14 protein-coding genes are annotated in these 17,959 nt (G+C 74.2%); 8 read left to right on the top strand and 6 right to left on the bottom strand.

Annotation, left to right across the window (positions count from 1 at the left end; genetic code table 11):
- The first annotated feature begins 10 nt into the window (after window positions 1-10).
- Entirely contained in the window at window positions 11-1,594 is a 1,584-nt protein-coding gene (locus ACI799_RS00545) for a long-chain-fatty-acid--CoA ligase (protein ID WP_456612092.1), read from the top strand.
- Window positions 1,591-2,364 (top strand): enoyl-CoA hydratase-related protein, encoded by a 774-nt coding sequence (locus tag ACI799_RS00540; RefSeq protein ID WP_456599235.1) that lies wholly within the window; start codon window positions 1,591-1,593, stop codon window positions 2,362-2,364. Before ACI799_RS00545 ends, ACI799_RS00540 begins: the two co-directional genes overlap by 4 nt.
- A gap of 78 nt (window positions 2,365-2,442) precedes the next feature.
- On the opposite strand, the gene ACI799_RS00535 is transcribed toward ACI799_RS00540, so the two are convergent.
- The 3 genes from ACI799_RS00535 to ACI799_RS00525 form a co-directional block, all read right to left on the bottom strand.
- Window positions 2,443-3,423 (bottom strand): phosphotriesterase family protein, encoded by a 981-nt coding sequence (locus ACI799_RS00535; RefSeq protein WP_456612091.1) that lies wholly within the window; start codon window positions 3,421-3,423, stop codon window positions 2,443-2,445.
- A gap of 96 nt (window positions 3,424-3,519) precedes the next feature.
- Window positions 3,520-5,028, bottom strand: a complete 1,509-nt coding sequence (locus ACI799_RS00530) for a class I adenylate-forming enzyme family protein (protein WP_456599233.1) — start codon at window positions 5,026-5,028, stop codon at window positions 3,520-3,522.
- Between the two features lie 82 nt (window positions 5,029-5,110).
- Window positions 5,111-5,935 (bottom strand): sulfite exporter TauE/SafE family protein, encoded by an 825-nt coding sequence (locus ACI799_RS00525; RefSeq protein WP_456588001.1) that lies wholly within the window; start codon window positions 5,933-5,935, stop codon window positions 5,111-5,113.
- A 136-nt stretch (window positions 5,936-6,071) separates the two neighbouring features.
- On the opposite strand from ACI799_RS00525, the gene ACI799_RS00520 reads away from it, so the two are divergent.
- Window positions 6,072-6,944 carry a polysaccharide deacetylase family protein gene (locus tag ACI799_RS00520; RefSeq protein ID WP_456612090.1) on the top strand — a complete coding sequence of 291 codons (873 nt, stop codon included), beginning with the start codon at window positions 6,072-6,074 and terminating at the stop codon, window positions 6,942-6,944.
- A 7-nt stretch (window positions 6,945-6,951) separates the two neighbouring features.
- Here ACI799_RS00520 and ACI799_RS00515 read toward each other — a convergent pair whose 3' ends face one another.
- A complete protein-coding gene (locus ACI799_RS00515; protein WP_456612089.1) occupies window positions 6,952-7,926 on the bottom strand; it encodes a patatin-like phospholipase family protein in 975 nt (324 codons plus the stop codon).
- Between the two features lie 160 nt (window positions 7,927-8,086).
- Here ACI799_RS00515 and ACI799_RS00510 point away from each other — a divergent pair, with 160 nt between their 5' ends.
- The 5 genes from ACI799_RS00510 (at window position 8,087) to galK (ending at window position 14,368) form a co-directional block, all read left to right on the top strand.
- Window positions 8,087-9,577, top strand: a complete 1,491-nt coding sequence (locus ACI799_RS00510; protein WP_456588004.1) for a diguanylate cyclase — start codon at window positions 8,087-8,089, stop codon at window positions 9,575-9,577.
- A gap of 103 nt (window positions 9,578-9,680) precedes the next feature.
- Entirely contained in the window at window positions 9,681-10,289 is a 609-nt protein-coding gene (locus ACI799_RS00505; RefSeq protein WP_456588005.1) for a TetR/AcrR family transcriptional regulator, read from the top strand.
- Between the two features lie 81 nt (window positions 10,290-10,370).
- A complete protein-coding gene (locus tag ACI799_RS00500) occupies window positions 10,371-12,056 on the top strand; it encodes an MDR family MFS transporter (protein WP_456612088.1) in 1,686 nt (561 codons plus the stop codon).
- Between the two features lie 153 nt (window positions 12,057-12,209).
- On the top strand, window positions 12,210-13,220 hold the full coding sequence (locus ACI799_RS00495) for a UDP-glucose--hexose-1-phosphate uridylyltransferase (RefSeq protein ID WP_456612087.1): 1,011 nt from the start codon (window positions 12,210-12,212) through the stop codon (window positions 13,218-13,220).
- On the top strand, window positions 13,217-14,368 hold the full coding sequence (gene galK / locus ACI799_RS00490) for a galactokinase (protein WP_456612086.1): 1,152 nt from the start codon (window positions 13,217-13,219) through the stop codon (window positions 14,366-14,368). Before ACI799_RS00495 ends, galK begins: the two co-directional genes overlap by 4 nt.
- Window positions 14,369-14,435: 67 nt before the next feature.
- Here the strand turns inward: galK and ACI799_RS00485 are convergent, their stop codons facing one another.
- Both ACI799_RS00485 and ACI799_RS00480 read right to left on the bottom strand, forming a co-directional pair.
- Window positions 14,436-15,914 (bottom strand): rhamnulokinase, encoded by a 1,479-nt coding sequence (locus tag ACI799_RS00485; protein WP_456612085.1) that lies wholly within the window; start codon window positions 15,912-15,914, stop codon window positions 14,436-14,438.
- Window positions 15,914-17,950 carry a bifunctional aldolase/short-chain dehydrogenase gene (locus ACI799_RS00480; protein WP_456612084.1) on the bottom strand — a complete coding sequence of 679 codons (2,037 nt, stop codon included), beginning with the start codon at window positions 17,948-17,950 and terminating at the stop codon, window positions 15,914-15,916. Before ACI799_RS00480 ends, ACI799_RS00485 begins: the two co-directional genes overlap by 1 nt.
- Window positions 17,951-17,959 lie beyond the last annotated feature (9 nt).

Raw genomic sequence — 17,959 nt, 5'->3', positions numbered from 1 at the left:
CACGACAGGCATGGACACCGCCCACCACCCGCAGCAGCGGCTCACCTGGGTGCACCAGGTCGCCAAGCACGCCGCCACCCACCCGGAGCGCGCGGCGCTGCGCTTCCGCGGCGCGACGACGACCTGGCGGGAGCTCGAGGACCGGACCCGGCGGCTCGCGCGGGCGCTCGAGGACCGCGGGGTCGGCGCCGGTGACCGGGTGCTGATGCTGCTCACCAACCGCCCGGAGTTCGTCGAGACCTTGATCGCGGTCAACCGGCTCGGCGCGATCGCCGTCCCGGTGAACTTCCGCCTGGTCGCCACCGAGGTGGCCTTCCTCGCCGAGAACTCCGGCTCCTGCGCGGTCGTCGTCGAGGAGCCGTTGGCGCCCCTGGTCGCCGGTGTCCGGGCCGACCGGGCGGGCGGGCTGCCCTGCCTCGTCGTCGGGGAGGACGTCGCCGGTGCCGGCCCCGGTGCCGAGCGCTACGAGGAGGTGCTCACCGGCTCCGAGCCGCACCCCGCGGCCGGCCCCGACCGGCTCGAGGACGTCGCCTTCATCATGTACACCTCCGGCACGACCGGGCTGCCCAAGGGGGCGATGCTCACCTACGAGAACCTGCTGGGGCAGACGCTCACGCTGGTGCAGGCGTTCCGCCTGGTCCGGGACGACGAGATCAGCCTCGTCACCTCGCCGATGTTCCACATCGCCGCCGTCGGCGCGCTCGTGCCGAACCTCGTCCTCGGCTTCACGACCGTGATCACCCCCACCGGGGCATTCGATCCCGAGGCGTTCCTGGACCTGCTCGAGGCCGAGGGCGCCACCAGCGCCTTCCTGGTCCCGACGCAGTGGCAGGCGGTCTGCGCCAGCCCCACCATCCCCGGCCGGGACATCCGGCTGCGGAGCATGGCCTGGGGTGCGGCGCCGGCCACCCCGGCGGTGCTGCGCGCCATGGCCGAGGCGTTCCCCGGCGTGCCGAACGTGTGCACCTTCGGGCAGACGGAGATGTCGCCGATCACCACCGTGCTCCCCGGCGAGGACGCCATCACCAAGATCGGCTCCATCGGCAAGCCGGTGCCGCTGGTGTCCGTGCGCGTCGTGGACCCGGCGATGGAGGACGTCCCCCAGGGCGAGATCGGCGAGATCGTCTACCGCGGACCGCAGACCATGGTGGGCTACTGGAACAACCCGACGGCGACCGAGGAGGCCTTCCGCGGCGGCTGGTTCCACTCCGGCGACCTCGTGCGCGTCGACGAGGACGGCTTCTACTACGTCGTCGACCGCCTCAAGGACATGATCATCTCCGGCGGGGAGAACATCTACAGCGCCGAGGTGGAGGCCGTGATCGCCGACCACCCGAAGGTGCGTGAGGTCGCCCTCGTGGGCGGGCCGCACCCCCGGTGGGGCGAGACGCCCGTCGCCGTGGTGGTCCCGCACGACCCCGCCGACCCGCCGGCCGAGCGCGAGCTGATCGACTTCTGCGGCACGCGCCTCGCGTCGTACAAGAAGCCCACCAAGGTGGTGGTGCTCGACGAGCTGCCGCGCAACGCCTCGGGGAAGATCCTCAAGTCCCCGCTGCGCGAGCAGGTGCGGCGCGACGCCCTGGTGATGCAGTGACCGCCGGCACCGCGACCAGCGGTCTCGAGCGCAGCGTCACCGACGGCGTGCTGCGCCTGGTCCTGGACCGGCCGCAGTCGCTCAACGCCGTCACCACCGAGCTGCTCGAGGACCTCGCCGCGACGGTGACCGCCGCCGGCCGGGACCCCGGCATCCGCGCGGTGTCCCTCACCGGTGCCGGGCGGGCCTTCTCCTCCGGCGCCGACCTGGGCGGCTCGGAGGAGGAGGTCTCCGTGCAGGCGGCCAACCGGGCCGTCCGGGCGATCCGCGACGTCCCGGTACCCGTGCTGGCCCTGGTGCACGGCCCCGCGGCGGGCGTCGGCTGCTCGCTGGCGCTGGCCTGCGACCTGGTGGTGATGAGCCGGTCGGCGTACCTCATGCTCGCCTTCACCCGGATCGGCCTGATGCCCGACGGCGGCGCCACCGCGCTGGTCGCCGCCTCCGCCGGACGGGGGCGCGCCATGCGGATGGCCCTGCTGGCCGAGAAGATGCCCGCCGAGGAGGCCCTGGCGTGCGGGCTGGCCGCCCTGGTGGTCGACGACGACCGCTTGCAGGCCGACGGGGCCGAGCTGGCCGCCCGCCTGGCAGCCGGCCCCCCCGCCGCGCTCGCCCGGACCAAGGCGGCGATCAACGCGGCGAGCCTGGGCGAGCTCGAGCCGGCCCTGGAGCGGGAGGCGTCCGGGCAGGCCGAGCTGGCCGCGACGGCCGATTTCGCCGAGGGGGTCGCGGCCTTCCTGGGCCGGCGCCCGCCGGTGTTCACCGGCCGCTGAGCGCGGACACGGCCACCGGACGCCCCGCGGGGATCCGGTGGCCGTGTCGCCGGACGGCGCCCGGGTGGCCCGCCCGCCCTACTCGAAGTAGCGCCGCGGCGTGTCGACCAGCATCTGGCGGAGCTGCTCCTCGGTCATCCCGCGCTCGCGCAGCATCGGCAGCACGTCCCTGCTGATGTGCGTGTAGTTCCAGTTCGGCGCGATCTGCTGCTTCGCGGCCTGCCCCTCGGCGCCCGGGAAGTAGTCGATGTAGCAGCTGGCGTCGTGGGCGAGCACCATCCGGTCGGCGTAGCCCCGCTCGGCCAGCGCGACGATGGTGTCCACCCGCGAGGAGGTCGGGTTGTAGATGTCGAGGCCGAACCGGTCCATGCCGAGCAGGCAGCCGGCCTCGGCCAGTTCGCTCAGGTAGTCGAGGTCGTTGCTGTCCCCGGCGTGCCCGATGACGACCTTGGTGAGGTCCACGCCCTCCTCGCCGAAGACCTGCACCGCCAGCCGGCCGGCGCCGGTGTGCGACGAGGTGTGCACGGTGATCGGCGCGCCCGTCTCCCGGTGGGTCGCGGCGACGGCGCGCACGGTCCGCTCGACGCCCGACGTGAGCCCCTTCGCCTCGATGACGCACTTGAGGAACGCGGCCTTCACCCCGGTGCCGGCGATGCCATCGCGGATGTCGCCGGTGAAGTCGTCGACCATCGGGTCACGCGGCAGGTCGAGCAGCAGCCCCGGGCCGCGGTGCTCGTACTGGTGCGGGATCTCGTCGTAGGTGTAGAGCCCGGTCGCCACGACGATGTTGATGTCGGTCTGCTCGGCGACCCGCTGCACCCGCGGGATGTAGCGCCCCAGTCCCCACACCGTCGGGTCGACGATCGTGTCGATGCCCAGCGCCTTGAGCTCGTTCAGCTGGTCGACCGCGTCGGCGACCCGCTCGTCCTCGTCCCACCAGTCGCCGGTGCCGTAGTTCTGCACGTGCTCGGTCGAGAGCACGAACACGTGCTCGTGCATGAGGGTCGCACCGAGCTCGGCGGTGTCGATCGGGCCACGGACGGTCTCGACGGTGGGCACTGCGGGGCCTCCCAGGTGTTGTGCGGTGTTCCGGACGGCCACCCTTCAGGGGCCCGCGCCGAGCGGGCGAGGCGTGGGGGGAAGGGTGGTCCTTCTTCAGCGGGGTGAGTGGGCGGTCTGCCAGTCCGTCTGCTCGCGCAGCGGCGGCTTGAGCACCTTGCCGCCGGGGTTGCGCGGCAGCGGATCGGCGCGCACGGAGACGAACTGCGGCACCTTGAAGTCGGCGAGCCGCTCACGGGCGAAGGCCAGCAGGCCGGCCGGGTCGAGCTCCTGCCCCGGACGCGGGACGACGACGGCGCCGACCTTCTCCCCCATCATCGGGTCGGGCACGCCGACGACGGCGACCTCGCCCACGGCGGGGTGGGCGGCCAGGGCGTTCTCCACCTCGACGCAGTACACGTTCTCCCCGCCGCGGTTGATCATGTCCTTCTTGCGGTCGACGACGTACACGAGCCCCTCGTCGTCGATGCGGGCCAGGTCGCCGCTGTGCAGCCACCCGTCGACGAAGGTCTCCGCCGTCTGCTCGGGCTTGCGCCAGTAGCCGGCGACCACGTTCGGGCCGCGGATCAGCAGCTCGCCCACACCGGTGGCCGGGTCCGGATCGGCCACGTCGAGGTCGACGACGGGGGCGGCGAACCCGACGGAGTCGGCGTGCTCGGCGGCGTACTCGTCGGGCAGGTAGGTCGAGACCGAGGACGTCTCGGTCAGGCCGAAGCCGTTGCCCACCCGGGCCGTCGGGAACGCCGCCTTGATGCGGTGCACCAGGTCCGGGGCGATCGGCGCGCCGCCGTAGCTGACCGCCCGCACCGACGAGGTGTCCACGTCGGCGAAACCGGGCTGCTGGAGCGCCAGCCAGTAGATCGCCGGGACGGTGGTGAGCACGGAGATGCGCTCCTCCTCGATCGCCCGCAGGAAGGCGCCGACCTCGAACGCCGGCATGATCACCGACGTCCCGGCCAGCGCGGTGACGACCAGCAGCTGGGAGTTGCACCCGGTCACGTGGAAGAGCGGCACCGAGATCAGCGTCGAGAGCCGCTCGTCCCGCGGCAGCCCGAGGCAGCGCAGGCAGGTCTCGACGTTGGACAGGAAGTTCTCGTGGGTGGTCATCGCACCCTTGGGGAAGCCGGTCGTGCCGCTGGTGTAGAAGATCCCGGCCAGGTCGGTGTGCCCCTGGTCGGTGACGGCGAGCGGCTCGCCGTCGGGCAGTGCCGCGCCGGGCCCGACGACGAGCGCGGCACCGGAGTCCTCGACGACGTAGCGCACCTCCGGCTCGGCGAACCGGGTGTTGACCGGGACGACGACGGCGCCGGCGAGCAGCGTCCCCCAGAAGGCGAGCACCCAGTCGGTGCCGTTGCCCAGCCGGTTCGCCACCCGGTCGCCCGGCGCCACCCCGGCCGCCCGGAGCCCGCCGGCGACGCGGGACGCCCGCTCCCACAGCTCCCGGTAGGTGACGCGCTCGCCGCCGAGCTCGACCAGCGCCTCGGCGTCGGGGTGGGCATCGACGGCGGCGCGCAGCAGCTGCACCAGGTTCTGCGGCAGGCCGGTGTAGCGGCGGATGCCGTCCGGCCCGGTCCCGCTGCCGCCCCGGTCGAAGGGATAGGGCATCCGAACCTCCCGCTGACCTCGCCGTCCGCGTCGTCCCGGCAGTCTGTCGGCGGGCGACCCGGCTGTCCACCGGTCCGCCGGGTCAGTCGACGAGCGGACGGATGTTCTCGGCCCAGACGTCCCAGCCGAGCCGGCCGATCAGCGCGGTGACGACCACGAGGAAGACGACGCGGATGAAGCCGCTGCCGCGGGTGGTCGCAGTGCGCGAGCCCAGGTAGCCACCGAGCATGTTGGCGGCGCCCATCAGGATGCCGAGGCCCCAGAACACCGCGCCGTAGGGCACGAAGAAGACCAGGGCGCCCAGGTTGGTGGCGACGTTGACGATCTTGGCCTTGGCGCTGGCGTGCAGGAAGTCGTAGCCCAGGAGCGACACCAGCGCGAACACCAGGAAGGAGCCGGTCCCGGGGCCGAGGATGCCGTCGTAGAACCCGATGGCCGCACCGACCGCCGCGGCGACGCCGTGGTGCCGCCGCCCGCTGTGCCGCAGCTCGGTCACCTCGCCGAGCGACGGCCGCAGCAGCGTGAAGGCGGCGATGCCGACGAGCGCGACGACGATGACCGGTTTGAAGACCGCGGCCGGGAGCGCCGCGGCCACCGAGGCCCCCGCGATGCTGCCCACCAGGGCCACCCCGGCCATCGGCAGGGCGGTCCGCAGGTCGGGGTGGACCCGGCGGTAGTAGGTGACGGCGCTGGTCGTGGTGCCGAACACCGACGCCAGCTTGTTGGTGGCCAGCGCCTGCACGGGGCTCATCCCCGGGACGAGCAGCAGCGCGGGCAGCTGCACGAGACCGCCGCCCCCGACCACGGCGTCGATCCACCCGGCCGTCAGCGCGGCGAGCAGCAGGAGCAGGAAGACGCCGCCGGTGAGCCCCTCGGGCAGCAGCCCGCCCGGGAGGAGAGCGTCCATCCGGCCCCGCACCTCCTCGTCCCCGGCCCGCCCCGGGCTCGCCCCGAGCACGGTAGGGGCCCGCCGGCGGCACCCGTCAGCGGGGTCCGCGGTCGGCCTCCTTGCCCCGGCGGCGGCTGCTCGCGAGGGTGGGGCCGTGCGCAGACGGACGTTCCTCGCCGCGGCCGGGGCCACCCTGCTCGGGGCCTGCTCCAGCCCGGCCGCCGACCGCTCGGCCGCTCCCACCGGGCGCAGCCCCCGCACGTCGCGACCGGGCACGCCGACGCCGGCGGACACGCCGGCTCCGTCCAGCGCTCCGCCGACCCCGGCGACCGCGGAGGAGGTGCTGGCCCGGTCGACCGTGCCGGTGCTCTGCTTCCACCAGCTGCGCGAGTTCCGCGCCGAGGACAGCGCGTACGCCCGCACGATGATCACCCCGCCGGCGGCCTTCCGAGCCCAGCTGCAGGCGCTGCGCGACGGTGGCCGCACCCCGATCGGCGTCCCGGAGCTCCTGGACCACCTGCAGTTCGGCGCACCGCTGCCCGACCGGCCCGTCGTGCTCACCTTCGACGACGGCTCGGCGACCCACCACTCGGTGGGCCTCCCCGTGCTCCAGGAGTTCGGCTACCCGGCGGCCTTCTTCCCGATGACCGTGGTCCTCGGCAAGGCGGACTGGCTCAGCGCCGAGCAGCTGCGCGAGCTGGACCGGGCCGGCATGACCATCGGTGCGCACACCTGGGACCACCAGCGGGTCGACCGGCTGACCGGCGACGAGTGGGCGACGCAGCTGGACCAGCCGCGGGCCGAGCTGGGCGAGATCCTCGGGCACCCGGTGGAGGTGCTGGCCTACCCGCACGGGATGTGGTCGCCGGAGGCGCTGCCCCACGTGGCAGCGGCCGGCTACCGGGCGGCGTTCCAGCTCGCCGATCCCCAGGACCCGGCGTACCCGCTGCTGACCATCCGGCGGATCATGCCGCCGCCGACCTGGGACGGCCCCACGCTGCTCGCCCAGCTGGACGCCTCGTTCTGACCGGGGATCAGCCGCGGCCGGCGGCCGCGCGGAGCAGCACGGCAACCTCCGGTTTGGCCGCGTGGGCCCCCGCCGTCAGGAACGACTGCTGCACGACCTCGTCCAGCCGGGCGCGCGACATCATGTCGTTGCCCATCACCAGCTGCTCACCGGGCCCGGGCCGGAAGACGACCGTCGCGACGCCGTCGGCCTCGAGCGCCCGCACCTCGCGCTGCAGCAGTCGGTCCGAGTAGCGGCGGGCCGCCGGGAACACGCCGGGCCGCCACCCGGTGGGACCGCTCATCGGCGCGACGACGACGACGAGGTCCAGCCCCTGCCCGCGCAGGACGGCGGCGTTGGTCGGTGAGTGCGCACCGCCGTCGACGTAGTCGTGCCGCCCGACCGTGACCGGGGCGAAGTAGCCCGGCACCGCGCACGAGGCCCCGACGGCCAGGTGCAGCGGCGCCTCCGGCGCACCTGGGCGGCCGAACACGATGCGGCGACCGTCCCGCCGGCGCACTGCGCACACCCACAGGTCGCGGTCGGGCCAGCCCGGGCCGGCCAGCTCCCGGAGCGCCGCCAGCTGCTCGACGACGTCGCGCCGCCCCGGCGCCAGGAGCGCCATGCCCGCGGCCATCGGGCGGAACTGCAGCGGCCGGGTGAGCGCCCGCTGCACCATGTGCCGCCCGGGCAGCCGCAGCGGGCGGCGTACCAGTTCCCAGGGCCGGAACGGCGCGAGCTCGGGCACCGACACCTCGGCCACCTGCCGGAGCACGGCGTCGTCGCCGGACAGCGGTGCCTTCACCGTCCACGCGGCGAGATCCTCGGCGGCGACGCCCAGCCGCAGGAGGGCGCCGGTGATCGAGCCGGCCGACGTCCCGACGATCATGTCGGCCGTCCGCGCGTCGAAGCCCACGTCGTGCTGCAGCACGGCCAGCACGCCCGAGTGGTAGGCCTGCCCGACGACGCCGCCCCCGCCCAGCACCAGACCCACGCGCGCCACGGCCCCGAGCCTGCCACCCGCCGGGACTGCGGGCAGGTCGTCCTCCGCCCGGCCTGTGCCGGCTCACCCGTACGAGGTGGCCGGCACCCGCGGGCCGCGTCGTAGCTCAAGGTCGGCCGGGAACACCCGATGGGACTGCGTCGGCCGGAAGGGGCGCGAGGTGGCACACGACAGCACGAGCACCAGCTCGGGGGGACGGCGCAGCCGGGGTGCCCTCGTGGTGTCCGGCCTGCTGGTCGGGGTGATGGGTGTGCTCGGGCTGGTGTCCACGCACGCGGCCGGCGCGCTCGCGATCGACCAGCACCGGGAGGACCGCGTCCAGCAGGTGGCGGTCCTCGGTCAGCTGACGGCCCAGACCGTGCGGGACGGCTTCGTCCAGCTGGCCTCGGTCATGACGGTCCAGGAGCAGTCCGGCGTCCCGCCGTTCAGCGCCACGCCCACGGACGGGCCGGCTGCGGAACAGGACGCCGCGCGGATCCAGAAGATCGTCGTCACCTCGGGCGGCGCCATGGACCTCGGTGCCGCCGTCTTCAACACCCGCGGTCAGATCGTGGCGTCCTACGCGCCCACCGGCGACGCCGCCTCCCCCACCGACCCGGGGTTCGAGCCGTTGGTCGCGGCGGTCCGCGATCCGGCAGCCGGCGAGGTCCCGCTGTCCGGGATCGTGACCATCGGCGCCGAGCCCGCCCTCGCGCTGGGTGCCCCGGTCCGGCTGTCCGACGGGAGCGCCGGCCTGTTCGTCTGCTTCTGGTCGGCTCGCGAGACCAGCACCGAGTACTTCACCGCCGGGGAGGGCGAGGGCTGGATCGTCGACGCCGCCGGGCTCGTCGTCGGCGCCCCGGAGCCGGAGCTGATCGGGGCCCCGCTGCCCTACCCCGAGGTGCTGGCGGCCGCGCGCACCGGCGGCGGGAACGGCATCGTGGACACCGACGAGAGCGGCACCGACCACGTCAGCGCCTGGCAGCGCGTCGACGGCACCAGCTGGCTGGTGTTCAGCGTGCAGACCCGGGAGGCCTTCCAGGGGCACCTGGAGCGGGCCAGCCTGCGCAGCCAGCTGCTCGTGCTGGCCCTGCTGCTGACCACCGGGACCGCGCTGGTCGTGCTGAGCCGTCGCCGGGAACAGGCGATGGCGGTGATCGCCTCGACCGACGAGCTCACCAGGATCCACAACCGACGGGGCTGGTTCGAGCTGGCGGAGCTGGAGCTGGCCCGGGCCGCCCGGGCCGGCGAGACGCGGCTGGCCGTCTTCCTCGACCTCGACGGCCTCAAGCAGGTGAACGACGTCCTGGGTCACGAGGAGGGCGACCGGGCCATCGCCTCGGCCGCGGCGGTGCTGCGGGCGGCGTGCCGGTCCGGCGACGTCCTCGGCCGGCTCGGGGGGGACGAGTTCGTCGTCCTCCTCGGCGACGGCGCGGACGCGGCCACCGCCCGTTCGCGGGTGCAGGACGCGCTCGACTCCTTCAACGCCGGCTCCAGCGCCGCCTTCGAGCTCCGGTTCTCCATCGGCGCCGAGCTCTGGGACCCGCGGGAGCCGTGCTCGGTGGAGGACCTGGTCCGCCGCGCCGACGAGCGGATGTACGCCGACAAGCAGTCGCGCACCGACCGCTACGACAACCTCATCCGCGTACCGGCGAATACCGCGGCGGGCTGACCGACCACCTGCCTGCGACGAGCGGGCGCGAGGTCCTGCCGCCAACACGCTGCAAGATATGCAAACTTGCAGTCAGTGCATTATTCGTGCATGCTCCCATGATGTGACCGACGGCCTGCGCGAGCGGAAGAAGCTCGCCACCCGGCTGGCGCTGCACCGGGCCGCGCTCGAGCTCGTCGCCGAACGCGGGCTGGACGCCGTGTCGGTCGAGGAGATCGCCGACCGCGCCGAGGTCTCCCCCCGCACCTTCTTCAACTACTTCGCCACGAAGGTCGACGCGGTGGTGGGCCTCGACCCCGCGGACCTCACGAAGGTCGCCTCAGAGTTCGCCGATCGCCCGGCCGCCGAGACCCCGGTCGAGGCGCTGCGCGCGGTCCACCGGCAGCGGGCGCGGGAGATGGCCGACGAGTCCGCGCTGTGGCCGCTGCGCATGACGGTGATCGATGCCCATCCCCCGCTCGTCCAGCGGCTGGTCGCCGCGTTCGGCGAGTCCGAGCGGGCGCTGGCCGCGGCGATCGCCGAGCGCACCGGCACCCGGGTGGACGCCGACGTCTACCCGACCTTGCTGGCCTCGGTGCAGGCCTGCGCCATGCGGGTGTCGCTGCAACGGTGGCTGGCCACGGATTTCACCGCCTCGCTGCCCGACCTCGTCGACGAGGCCTGGGACGTCCTCACCGCCGGGCTGCCCGCCCCGCCTCCTGCGACCCGCTGACCCGCCGCGGACACCGCCGTCCGCACCCCCGACCCGAGCCGCCGCTGCGCCTGCAGCGCCGTCCCTTCCCGAGGAGCTCCGTTGCCCGCCCCCACCACGGCACCGACCGACGCCGGTGCCCCGCCGATCGTCCTGACCCGGCGGCGGATCAACACCATCTTCGGCGCCCTGCTCGCCGGCATGCTCATGGCCGCCCTGGACCAGACGATCGTCTCGACGGCGATGCCGACGGTCGTCGGCGAGCTGGGCGGGGTCTCCCACATGGCGTGGATGACCACCGCCTACCTGCTGGCCACCACCCTGGTCATGCCGGTCTACGGGAAGTTCGGCGACCTCTGGGGCCGCCGGACCCTGTTCCTCGTCGCCATCGCCCTGTTCACCGTCGCGAGCGTCGGCGCCGCGCTGTCGCCGGACTTCACCTGGCTGGTCGTCTGGCGCGGGGTGCAGGGCCTCGGCGGCGGCGGGCTGATGATCCTGGCCCAGGCGATCATCGCCGACATCGTCCCGGCGCGGGAGCGGGCCAAGTACATGGGCCCGATCGGCGCGCTCTTCGGCCTCTCCGCCGTCGCCGGCCCGCTGGTCGGCGGCTTCTTCACCGACCACCCGGCGTTCGGCTGGGAGTGGGCGTTCTGGATCAACGTGCCGGTCGGCCTGGCGGTGCTCGCCATCGGCTGGTTCGCCCTGACCCTGCCGCGCAAGCGGAGCACCACCCCGGTGGACTACGCGGGCATCCTGGCGCTGTCGGCCGCGACGACGTCCCTGGTGCTGTTCACCGACTTCGGGGGCCGCGACGGCTGGGGTTCGTGGCAGGCGCTCTCGCTGCTCGCCGCGCTGGTGGCCGCCACCGCCGTCTTCGTGGCGATCGAGCGCCGCGCCGCCGAGCCCATCATCCCGATGACGCTCTTCCGCAACCCCACGTTCGTGGTCGCCACCGCGCTGGGGCTGGCCGTCGGCCTGGGCATGTTCTCCGCCATCGCGTTCATGCCCACGTTCCTGCAGATGGCCTCCGGGCTGTCCGCGGCGAACTCCGGCCTGCTGATGCTGCCGATGACGGCCGGCATCATCGTCACCATCCAGAGCTCGGCGGTGTACATCGCCAGGAGCGGCCGGTACAAGGTCTTCACCGTCGCCGGCGTCGGCGTGATCACGGCGGCGATGGTGTGGATGACCAGCCTCACCGGCGACACCTCGCTCTGGACGATCGGGGCGATGTTCTTCCTGCTCGGCGCGGGTCTCGGCCTGGTCATGCAGAACGTCGTGCTGGCGGCCCAGAACGCGGTGCCCGCCACCCAGATCGGCACCGCCACCTCGACGAACAACTACTTCCGCGAGGTCGGCGCCACCCTGGGCGTCGCGGTCTTCGGCACGCTGTTCACCAGCCGGCTGGCCGAGAACCTGACCGGGGCGCTCACCACGAACGCCGAGCAGGCGGCCCGCGCCGGCATCACCTCGCCGGACACCCTGGTGCCGGCCGCGGTGGACGCCGCCGGTGAGCCGCTGAGGTCCGCGATCGTCGACGCCTACGCCAGCAGCCTGGCCCCGGTGTTCTGGTACCTGGTCCCGATCCTCGGCGTCGCGTTCCTGCTGGCGCTGGCGCTGAAGGAGATCCCGCTTTCGGACTACGCCGGCATGGTCGCCCGCGGTGAGGCGGTCAACTCCGAGGAGGAGCTGGCCGCGCTCTCCGCGCCCGAGGCGGTCGAGGAGGTCGTCGTCCTGGACCAGGACCGCGACGACGACCCGGCCCGCGAGGCCCCGGTCCGCACCTAGCCCGTACGTGTGCGCCGACGCCCCGTTCTGGCGCCCGGAACGGGGCGTCGGCGCACACGCTCGTGCCTCGGCCCGGCAGCCGCGAGGGTTCCTCCGCACCCAGCGCGGAGTCCCGTGGCGAGGGACCATCGGGCCGTCCCGCATGCTGAGCAGGTGTTCGACTCCACGCACCGACGACGCAACCCGCTCACCGGCGAGTGGGTCCTCGTCTCCCCGCACCGCACGGCCCGGCCCTGGCAGGGGCAGGTCGAGGACGCGGCGGTGCCCCGGCTGCCCGCCTACGACCCCGGCTGCTACCTCTGCCCGGGCAACGAGCGGGCCGGCGGGCAGCGCACCCCGCGGTACGACGGCACCTTCGTATTCGACAACGACTTCGCGGCGCTGACCCCGGACGTGCCGGCCGCGGCCACGGACCGATCCGGCCTGCTGGTCGCCGAGAGCGAGCGCGGCGTCTGCCGGGTGATCTGCTACTCGCCCCGCCACGACCTCGCGCTCGGGCAGCTGCCGGAGCACCGCATCCGCGCGGTGGTGGACACCTGGGCCGACCAGTACACCGAGCTCGGCGGGCTGGACTGGGTCAGCTGGGTGCAGGTGTTCGAGAACCGCGGCGCGGCCATGGGCGCCAGCAACCCCCACCCGCACGGCCAGATCTGGGCGCAGGAACGGCTGCCCACCGAGGCGGTGCGCGAGCTCGCCACCCAGCAGGCCGCCGCCGAGGCGGGGAGCTGCCTGCTCTGCGAGTACCTGGCCGTCGAGGAGGCCGACGGCGAACGCGTCGTCTTCCGCGACGAGCACGTCACCGTGCTGGTCCCCTTCTGGGCGGTCTGGCCGTTCGAGACCCTCGTGCTGCCGCGCGCACACTGCGGCGCGGTGCCCGACCTCGACGGCGCCCGGCGGGACGCGTTGGCCGGCGCGCTGGGCCGGCTCGCCCGCTGCTACGACGGGCTCTTCGGGGTGCCCTTCCCGTACACGATGGGCCTGCACCAGCGCCCCACCGACGGGCGCGAGCACCCGGGCTGGCACCTGCACGGGCACTTCTACCCGCCGCTGCTGCGCTCGGCGACGGTGCGCAAGTTCATGGTCGGTTACGAGATGCTCGCGCAGCCGCAGCGCGACCTCACCCCCGAGAGCGCGGCCGCCCGGCTGCGGGAGGTGACCGCGTGAGCGGCGTCGCGGCTCGCGAGACCTTCGCCCGGACCGTAGGTGGCGAGCCCGATCTCGTCGTCCGCTCCCCCGGGCGGGTCAACCTGATCGGCGAGCACACCGACTACAACGACGGCTTCGTGCTCCCGGCCGCCCTGGACCGGGGCACGGTCGTCGCGGCCCGCCGGCGGTCCGACGGCCGGCTGCGGACGACCGCCGTGCGCATGGGCGGGAACGACGACCGGGCGGTGGCCGACCTGCGGCCGCAGGAGGGCGCCGGCTGGTCCCGCTACGTGGCCGGGGCCGCGGCCGTGCTCCAGGACGAGGGACACCAGCTGACGGGCGCGGACCTGGTGATCGACAGCGATCTGCCGATCGGGGCCGGCCTCTCCTCGTCCGCGTCGCTGGAGCTCGGCGTGATGGTCGCGCTGCTGGCGCTGACCGGGGACGCGCTCCCGCCGGAGACGCTGGCCCGCCTCGGCCAGCGGGTGGAGAACGAGGTCATCGGCGTGCGCACCGGCATCATGGACCAGCTCGCGATCGCCGGCGGCGTCGCCGGGCACGCGGTGCTCGTCGACTGCCGCAGCCTCGCCACCGAGGCGGTCCCCGTGCCGGCCGGGACGGCGATCCTCGTCCTCGACAGCGCCGTTCCGCGGACCCTGGCCGGGTCCGCGTACAACGACCGGCGGGCCGAGTGCGAGGCCGCGGTCGCCACGCTGCGCGTGGTCGAACCCGGTCTGCGGGCCCTGCGCGACGTCTCCCCCGACCTGCTGGCCGAGCACGCGCACCTCCTCGACGACGTGCAGCTGCGCCGGGCGCGGCACGTCGTCGGGGAGAACGCCCGGGTGCTCGCCGCCGCCGACGCGCTCCGGCGCGGGGACGCGCGCGCCTTCGGGGGGCTGATGGACCGGTCGCACGCCTCGCTGCGCGACGACTACGAGGTGAGCGTCCCGGAGCTGGACGCACTGGTCGGCATCGCCCGCGGCACGGCAGGCGTGCTCGGGGCGCGGCTGACCGGGGCCGGCTTCGGGGGGTGCGCGGTGGCGCTGGTGGAGCGCGACTCCGCGGCAGCGGCGGCCGCGGCGATCACCGCGGCCTACCGATCGGCGACGGGCCGGCCGGGAGAGGCGACGATCTGCACGCCGTCGGACGGCACCGGCGTGGTGTGACCGCCCGGGCGCTCCGAGGGGGTCCGGGCGGTCGGCCCCGCGTCCGGGAGCCGACCGCCCGAACTGATCAGCCCGAGCCGGAAACCGGGCCGATCCGCCGGTCCGCCGCCGCCCACGCGGCCACCGCACCGGACGAGGGGAGGTACGTGCGCGTCTCCTGGGTGGCCCGGAGCAGCGCTCGCAACTCGGCGAGCCCTCCCTCGAGCACCCCGGCAGCACGGGCCTGGACCAGGGCGTTGCCCAGGGCCGCGGCCTCGACCGGGCCGGCGACCACCGGCAGGCCGCACGCGTCCGCGGTGAGCTGGCACAGCAACTCGTTGCGGGCGCCCCCGCCGACCAGGTGCACCACCTCGACGTCCCGGCCGGAGAGCTCCGCCGCCCGGCGGACGGTGCGCCGGTAGGCCAGCGCCAGGCTGTCGAGGATGCAGCGCACCGTCTCGGCCTGGCTCTGCGGTGGGGTCTGGCCGGTCTCCCGGCAGACCGCGGCGATGCGCGCCGGCATGTCCCCCGGCGGCAGGAACCGGGAGTCGTCGGGATCGACGACCGCGGTGAAGGCCGGCACCCGGGCCGCCGCGGCGAGCAGGTCGGCCAGGTCCGCGGGCAGGCCGGCGGCCGCCCAGGTGCGCACCGACTCCTGCAGCAGCCACAGCCCCATCACGTTGCGCAGGTAGCGCACCGTGCCGTCGACCCCGAGCTCGTTGGTGAACCCGGCCCGGCGGCTGTCCTCGGTGAGGACCGGAGCGTCCAGCTCGAGGCCGACCAGCGACCACGTGCCGCACGAGACGTAGGCGAACCGGTCGGACTCCGCAGGCACCCCGACCACCGCCGACGCCGTGTCGTGCGACCCGACCGCGGTCACCGGGACCGGCCCGGCCAGACCCGTCTCGGCGAGCACCTCGGCGGTCAGCTCGCCCAGCCGCTCCCCCGGCTGCCGCAGCGGTGGCAGCAGCCCCCGGTCCAGACCGAGCCGGTCGACGACGTCCCACGCCCACTCCCGGGTCGTCGCGTCGAGCAACCCGGTGGTGGAGGCGTTGGTGACCTCCGCGCCCACCGCGCCGGTGAGCCAGTACGCCAGCAGGTCGGGGACCAGCAACGCCGTCCGGGCGGCGGCGAACTGCGCGCTCCCCCGGGCCGCGGCAAGCTGGAACACCGTGTTGAACGGCAGGTGCTGCAGGCCGTTGACCCGGTACAGCTCGTCGGGCGGGACGACCGCGTGCACGTCCGGCACCGCGGTGGCGTGCCGGCCGTCGCGGTAGTGCAGCGGGTTGCCCAGCAGCGCGCCGTCGGCGTCCAGCAGCCCGACGTCGACCGCCCAGCTGTCGATGCCGACCCCGTCCAGCCGGCCGGCGTCCCGGCCGGCCGCCCGCAACCCGTCGAGCACGCCGGCGTAGAGCCCGAGCACGTCCCAGTGCAGGGTGCCCGCCGTGCGCACCGGCCGGTTCGGGAAGCGGTGCACCTCGTGCAGGTCGAGCCGATCCGGGCGCACCGTCGCGGCCATCACCCGGCCGCTGGAGGCGCCGAGGTCGACGGACGCGAAGGCGGGCATCAGCGGAGGAAGGCGCCGGCGACGCCGGAGTCGACCGGGATGTGCAGCCCGGTGGTGCGGGTGAGCTCGCCACCGGTGAGCGCGAAGACGGCGTCGGCCACGTGGTCGGGCAGCACCTCGCGCTTGAGCAGCGTGCGCTGGGCGTAGAACTCGCCGAGCTCCTCCTCCTTGACCCCGTAGACGGCCGCGCGCTGCGCACCCCACCCACCGGCGAAGATGCCCGAGCCCCGGACGACCCCGTCGGGGTTGATGCCGTTGACCCGGATCTGGTGCGGCCCGAGCTCCGCCGCCAGCAGCCGCACCTGGTGGGCCTGGTCGGCCTTGGTGGCGCCGTAGGCGAGGTTGTTCGGGCCGGCGAACAGCGAGTTCTTGCTGGAGATGTAGACGACGTCGCCGCCCATCCCCTGCTCGATCATGATGCGCGCCGCCTCGCGGGAGACGAGGAAGCTGCCCTTGGCCATGACGTCGTGCTGGAGGTCCCAGTCGGCCTCGGTGGTCTCCAGCAGCGGCTTCGAGATCGACAGCCCGGCGTTGTTGACCACCAGGTCGACGCCGCCGAACGCGAGGCAGGCCTCGCGGAAGGCGGCGGCCACGGCCTCGGCGTCGCTGACGTCGGCGGCCACGCCGAGCGCGACGTCGGACGAGCCGATCTCCTCCGCGGCGACCTGCGCCCTGGCGAGGTCCAGGTCGGCGACGACGACGCAGGCGCCCTCGCGGGCCAGCCGCTGGGCGATCGCCTTGCCGATGCCGCTGGCCGCGCCGGTGACCAGCGCCACCCGGGACGCCAGCGGCTTGGGCTTCGGCATGCGCTGGAGCTTGGCCTCCTCCAGCGACCAGTACTCGATGCGGAACTTCTCGCTCTCGTCGATCGGCGCGTAGCTGGAGACCGCCTCGGCGCCGCGCATCACGTTGATGGCGTTGACGTAGAACTCACCGGCCACCCGCGCGGTCTGCTTGTTGGCGCCGAAGCTGAACATGCCCACGCCCGGCACCAGCACGATCGCCGGGTCGGCGCCGCGCATGGCCGGGCTGTCCGGGGTGGCGTGCCGGGAGTAGTAGGCCGCGTACTCGGCGCGGTACTCCTCGTGCAGCTCCTTCAGCCGCGCGACGACGTCCTCCACCGGGGCGTCGGCCGGCAGGTCGACGACCATCGGGCGCACCTTGGTGCGCAGGAAGTGGTCCGGGCAGGAGGTGCCCAGCACGGCGAGGGGGGCGAGCTTCTCGCGGGAGAGGAACTCCAGGACGACCTCGGAGTCGGTGAAGTGGCCGACCTGCGGCTTGTCGGTGGAGGCCAGTCCGCGGATCACCGGCGCGAGCGCGGCGGCCTTGGCGCGGCGCTGCTCCTGCGGCAGCGGCTCGAAGCCGGGGACGACGGCGCCGAACGGCTCGGCCTTCCCCTTCTCGGCGAGGAACGTCTCCGCGGTGCGGATGATCTCGAGGCTGTTGGCCTCGCACTCCTCGCTGGTGGCGCCCCACGCGGTGATGCCGTGCCCACCGAGGATGCAGCCGATCGCCTGCGGGTTCTTCTCCTTGATCGCGGCGATGTCCAGGCCGAGCTGGAAACCGGGCCGGCGCCACGGCACCCAGACCACGCGGTCGCCGAAGCACTCGCGGGTGAGCGCCTCGCCGTCGGCCGCCGTCGCCAGGGCGATGCCGGAGTCCGGGTGGAGGTGGTCGACGTGCGCGGCGTCGACGAGGCCGTGCATCGCGGTGTCGATCGACGGTGCGGCGCCACCGCGGCCGTGCAGGCAGAAGTCGAAGGCGTGGACCATCTCGTCCTCGCGGTCGACACCCGGGTAGACGTCGACGAGCGAGCGGAGCCGGTCCAGCCGGAGGACGGCGAGGCCGGCCTCCTTCAGGGTGCCCAGGTCGCCGCCGGAGCCCTTGACCCAGAGCAGCTCGACCGGCTGCCCGGTGACCGGGTCGGTCTCGCTGCCCTTGGCGGAGGTGTTGCCGCCGGCGTAGTTGGTGTTGCGCGAATCGGCGCCCAGCCGGTTGCTGCGCTCGATGAGGTCACTGACCACGGGGTTGCTCACGTTCGGGAG

This window comes from Blastococcus sp. SYSU DS0753 (genome assembly GCF_054051175.1).
This window is presented reverse-complemented; position numbering and strand designations above follow the sequence as displayed.

What these genes read in the sequence shown, in the direction of transcription:
- ACI799_RS00485 (WP_456612085.1), bottom strand. Translation starts at nt 15,914, where the DNA reads ATGCCCGCCTTCGCGTCCGTCGACCTCGGCGCCTCCAGCGGCCGGGTG.
- ACI799_RS00530 (WP_456599233.1), bottom strand. Translation starts at nt 5,028, where the DNA reads ATGCCCTATCCCTTCGACCGGGGCGGCAGCGGGACCGGGCCGGACGGC.
- ACI799_RS00525 (WP_456588001.1), bottom strand. Translation starts at nt 5,935, where the DNA reads ATGGACGCTCTCCTCCCGGGCGGGCTGCTGCCCGAGGGGCTCACCGGC.
- ACI799_RS00545 (WP_456612092.1), top strand. Translation starts at nt 11, where the DNA reads ATGGACACCGCCCACCACCCGCAGCAGCGGCTCACCTGGGTGCACCAG.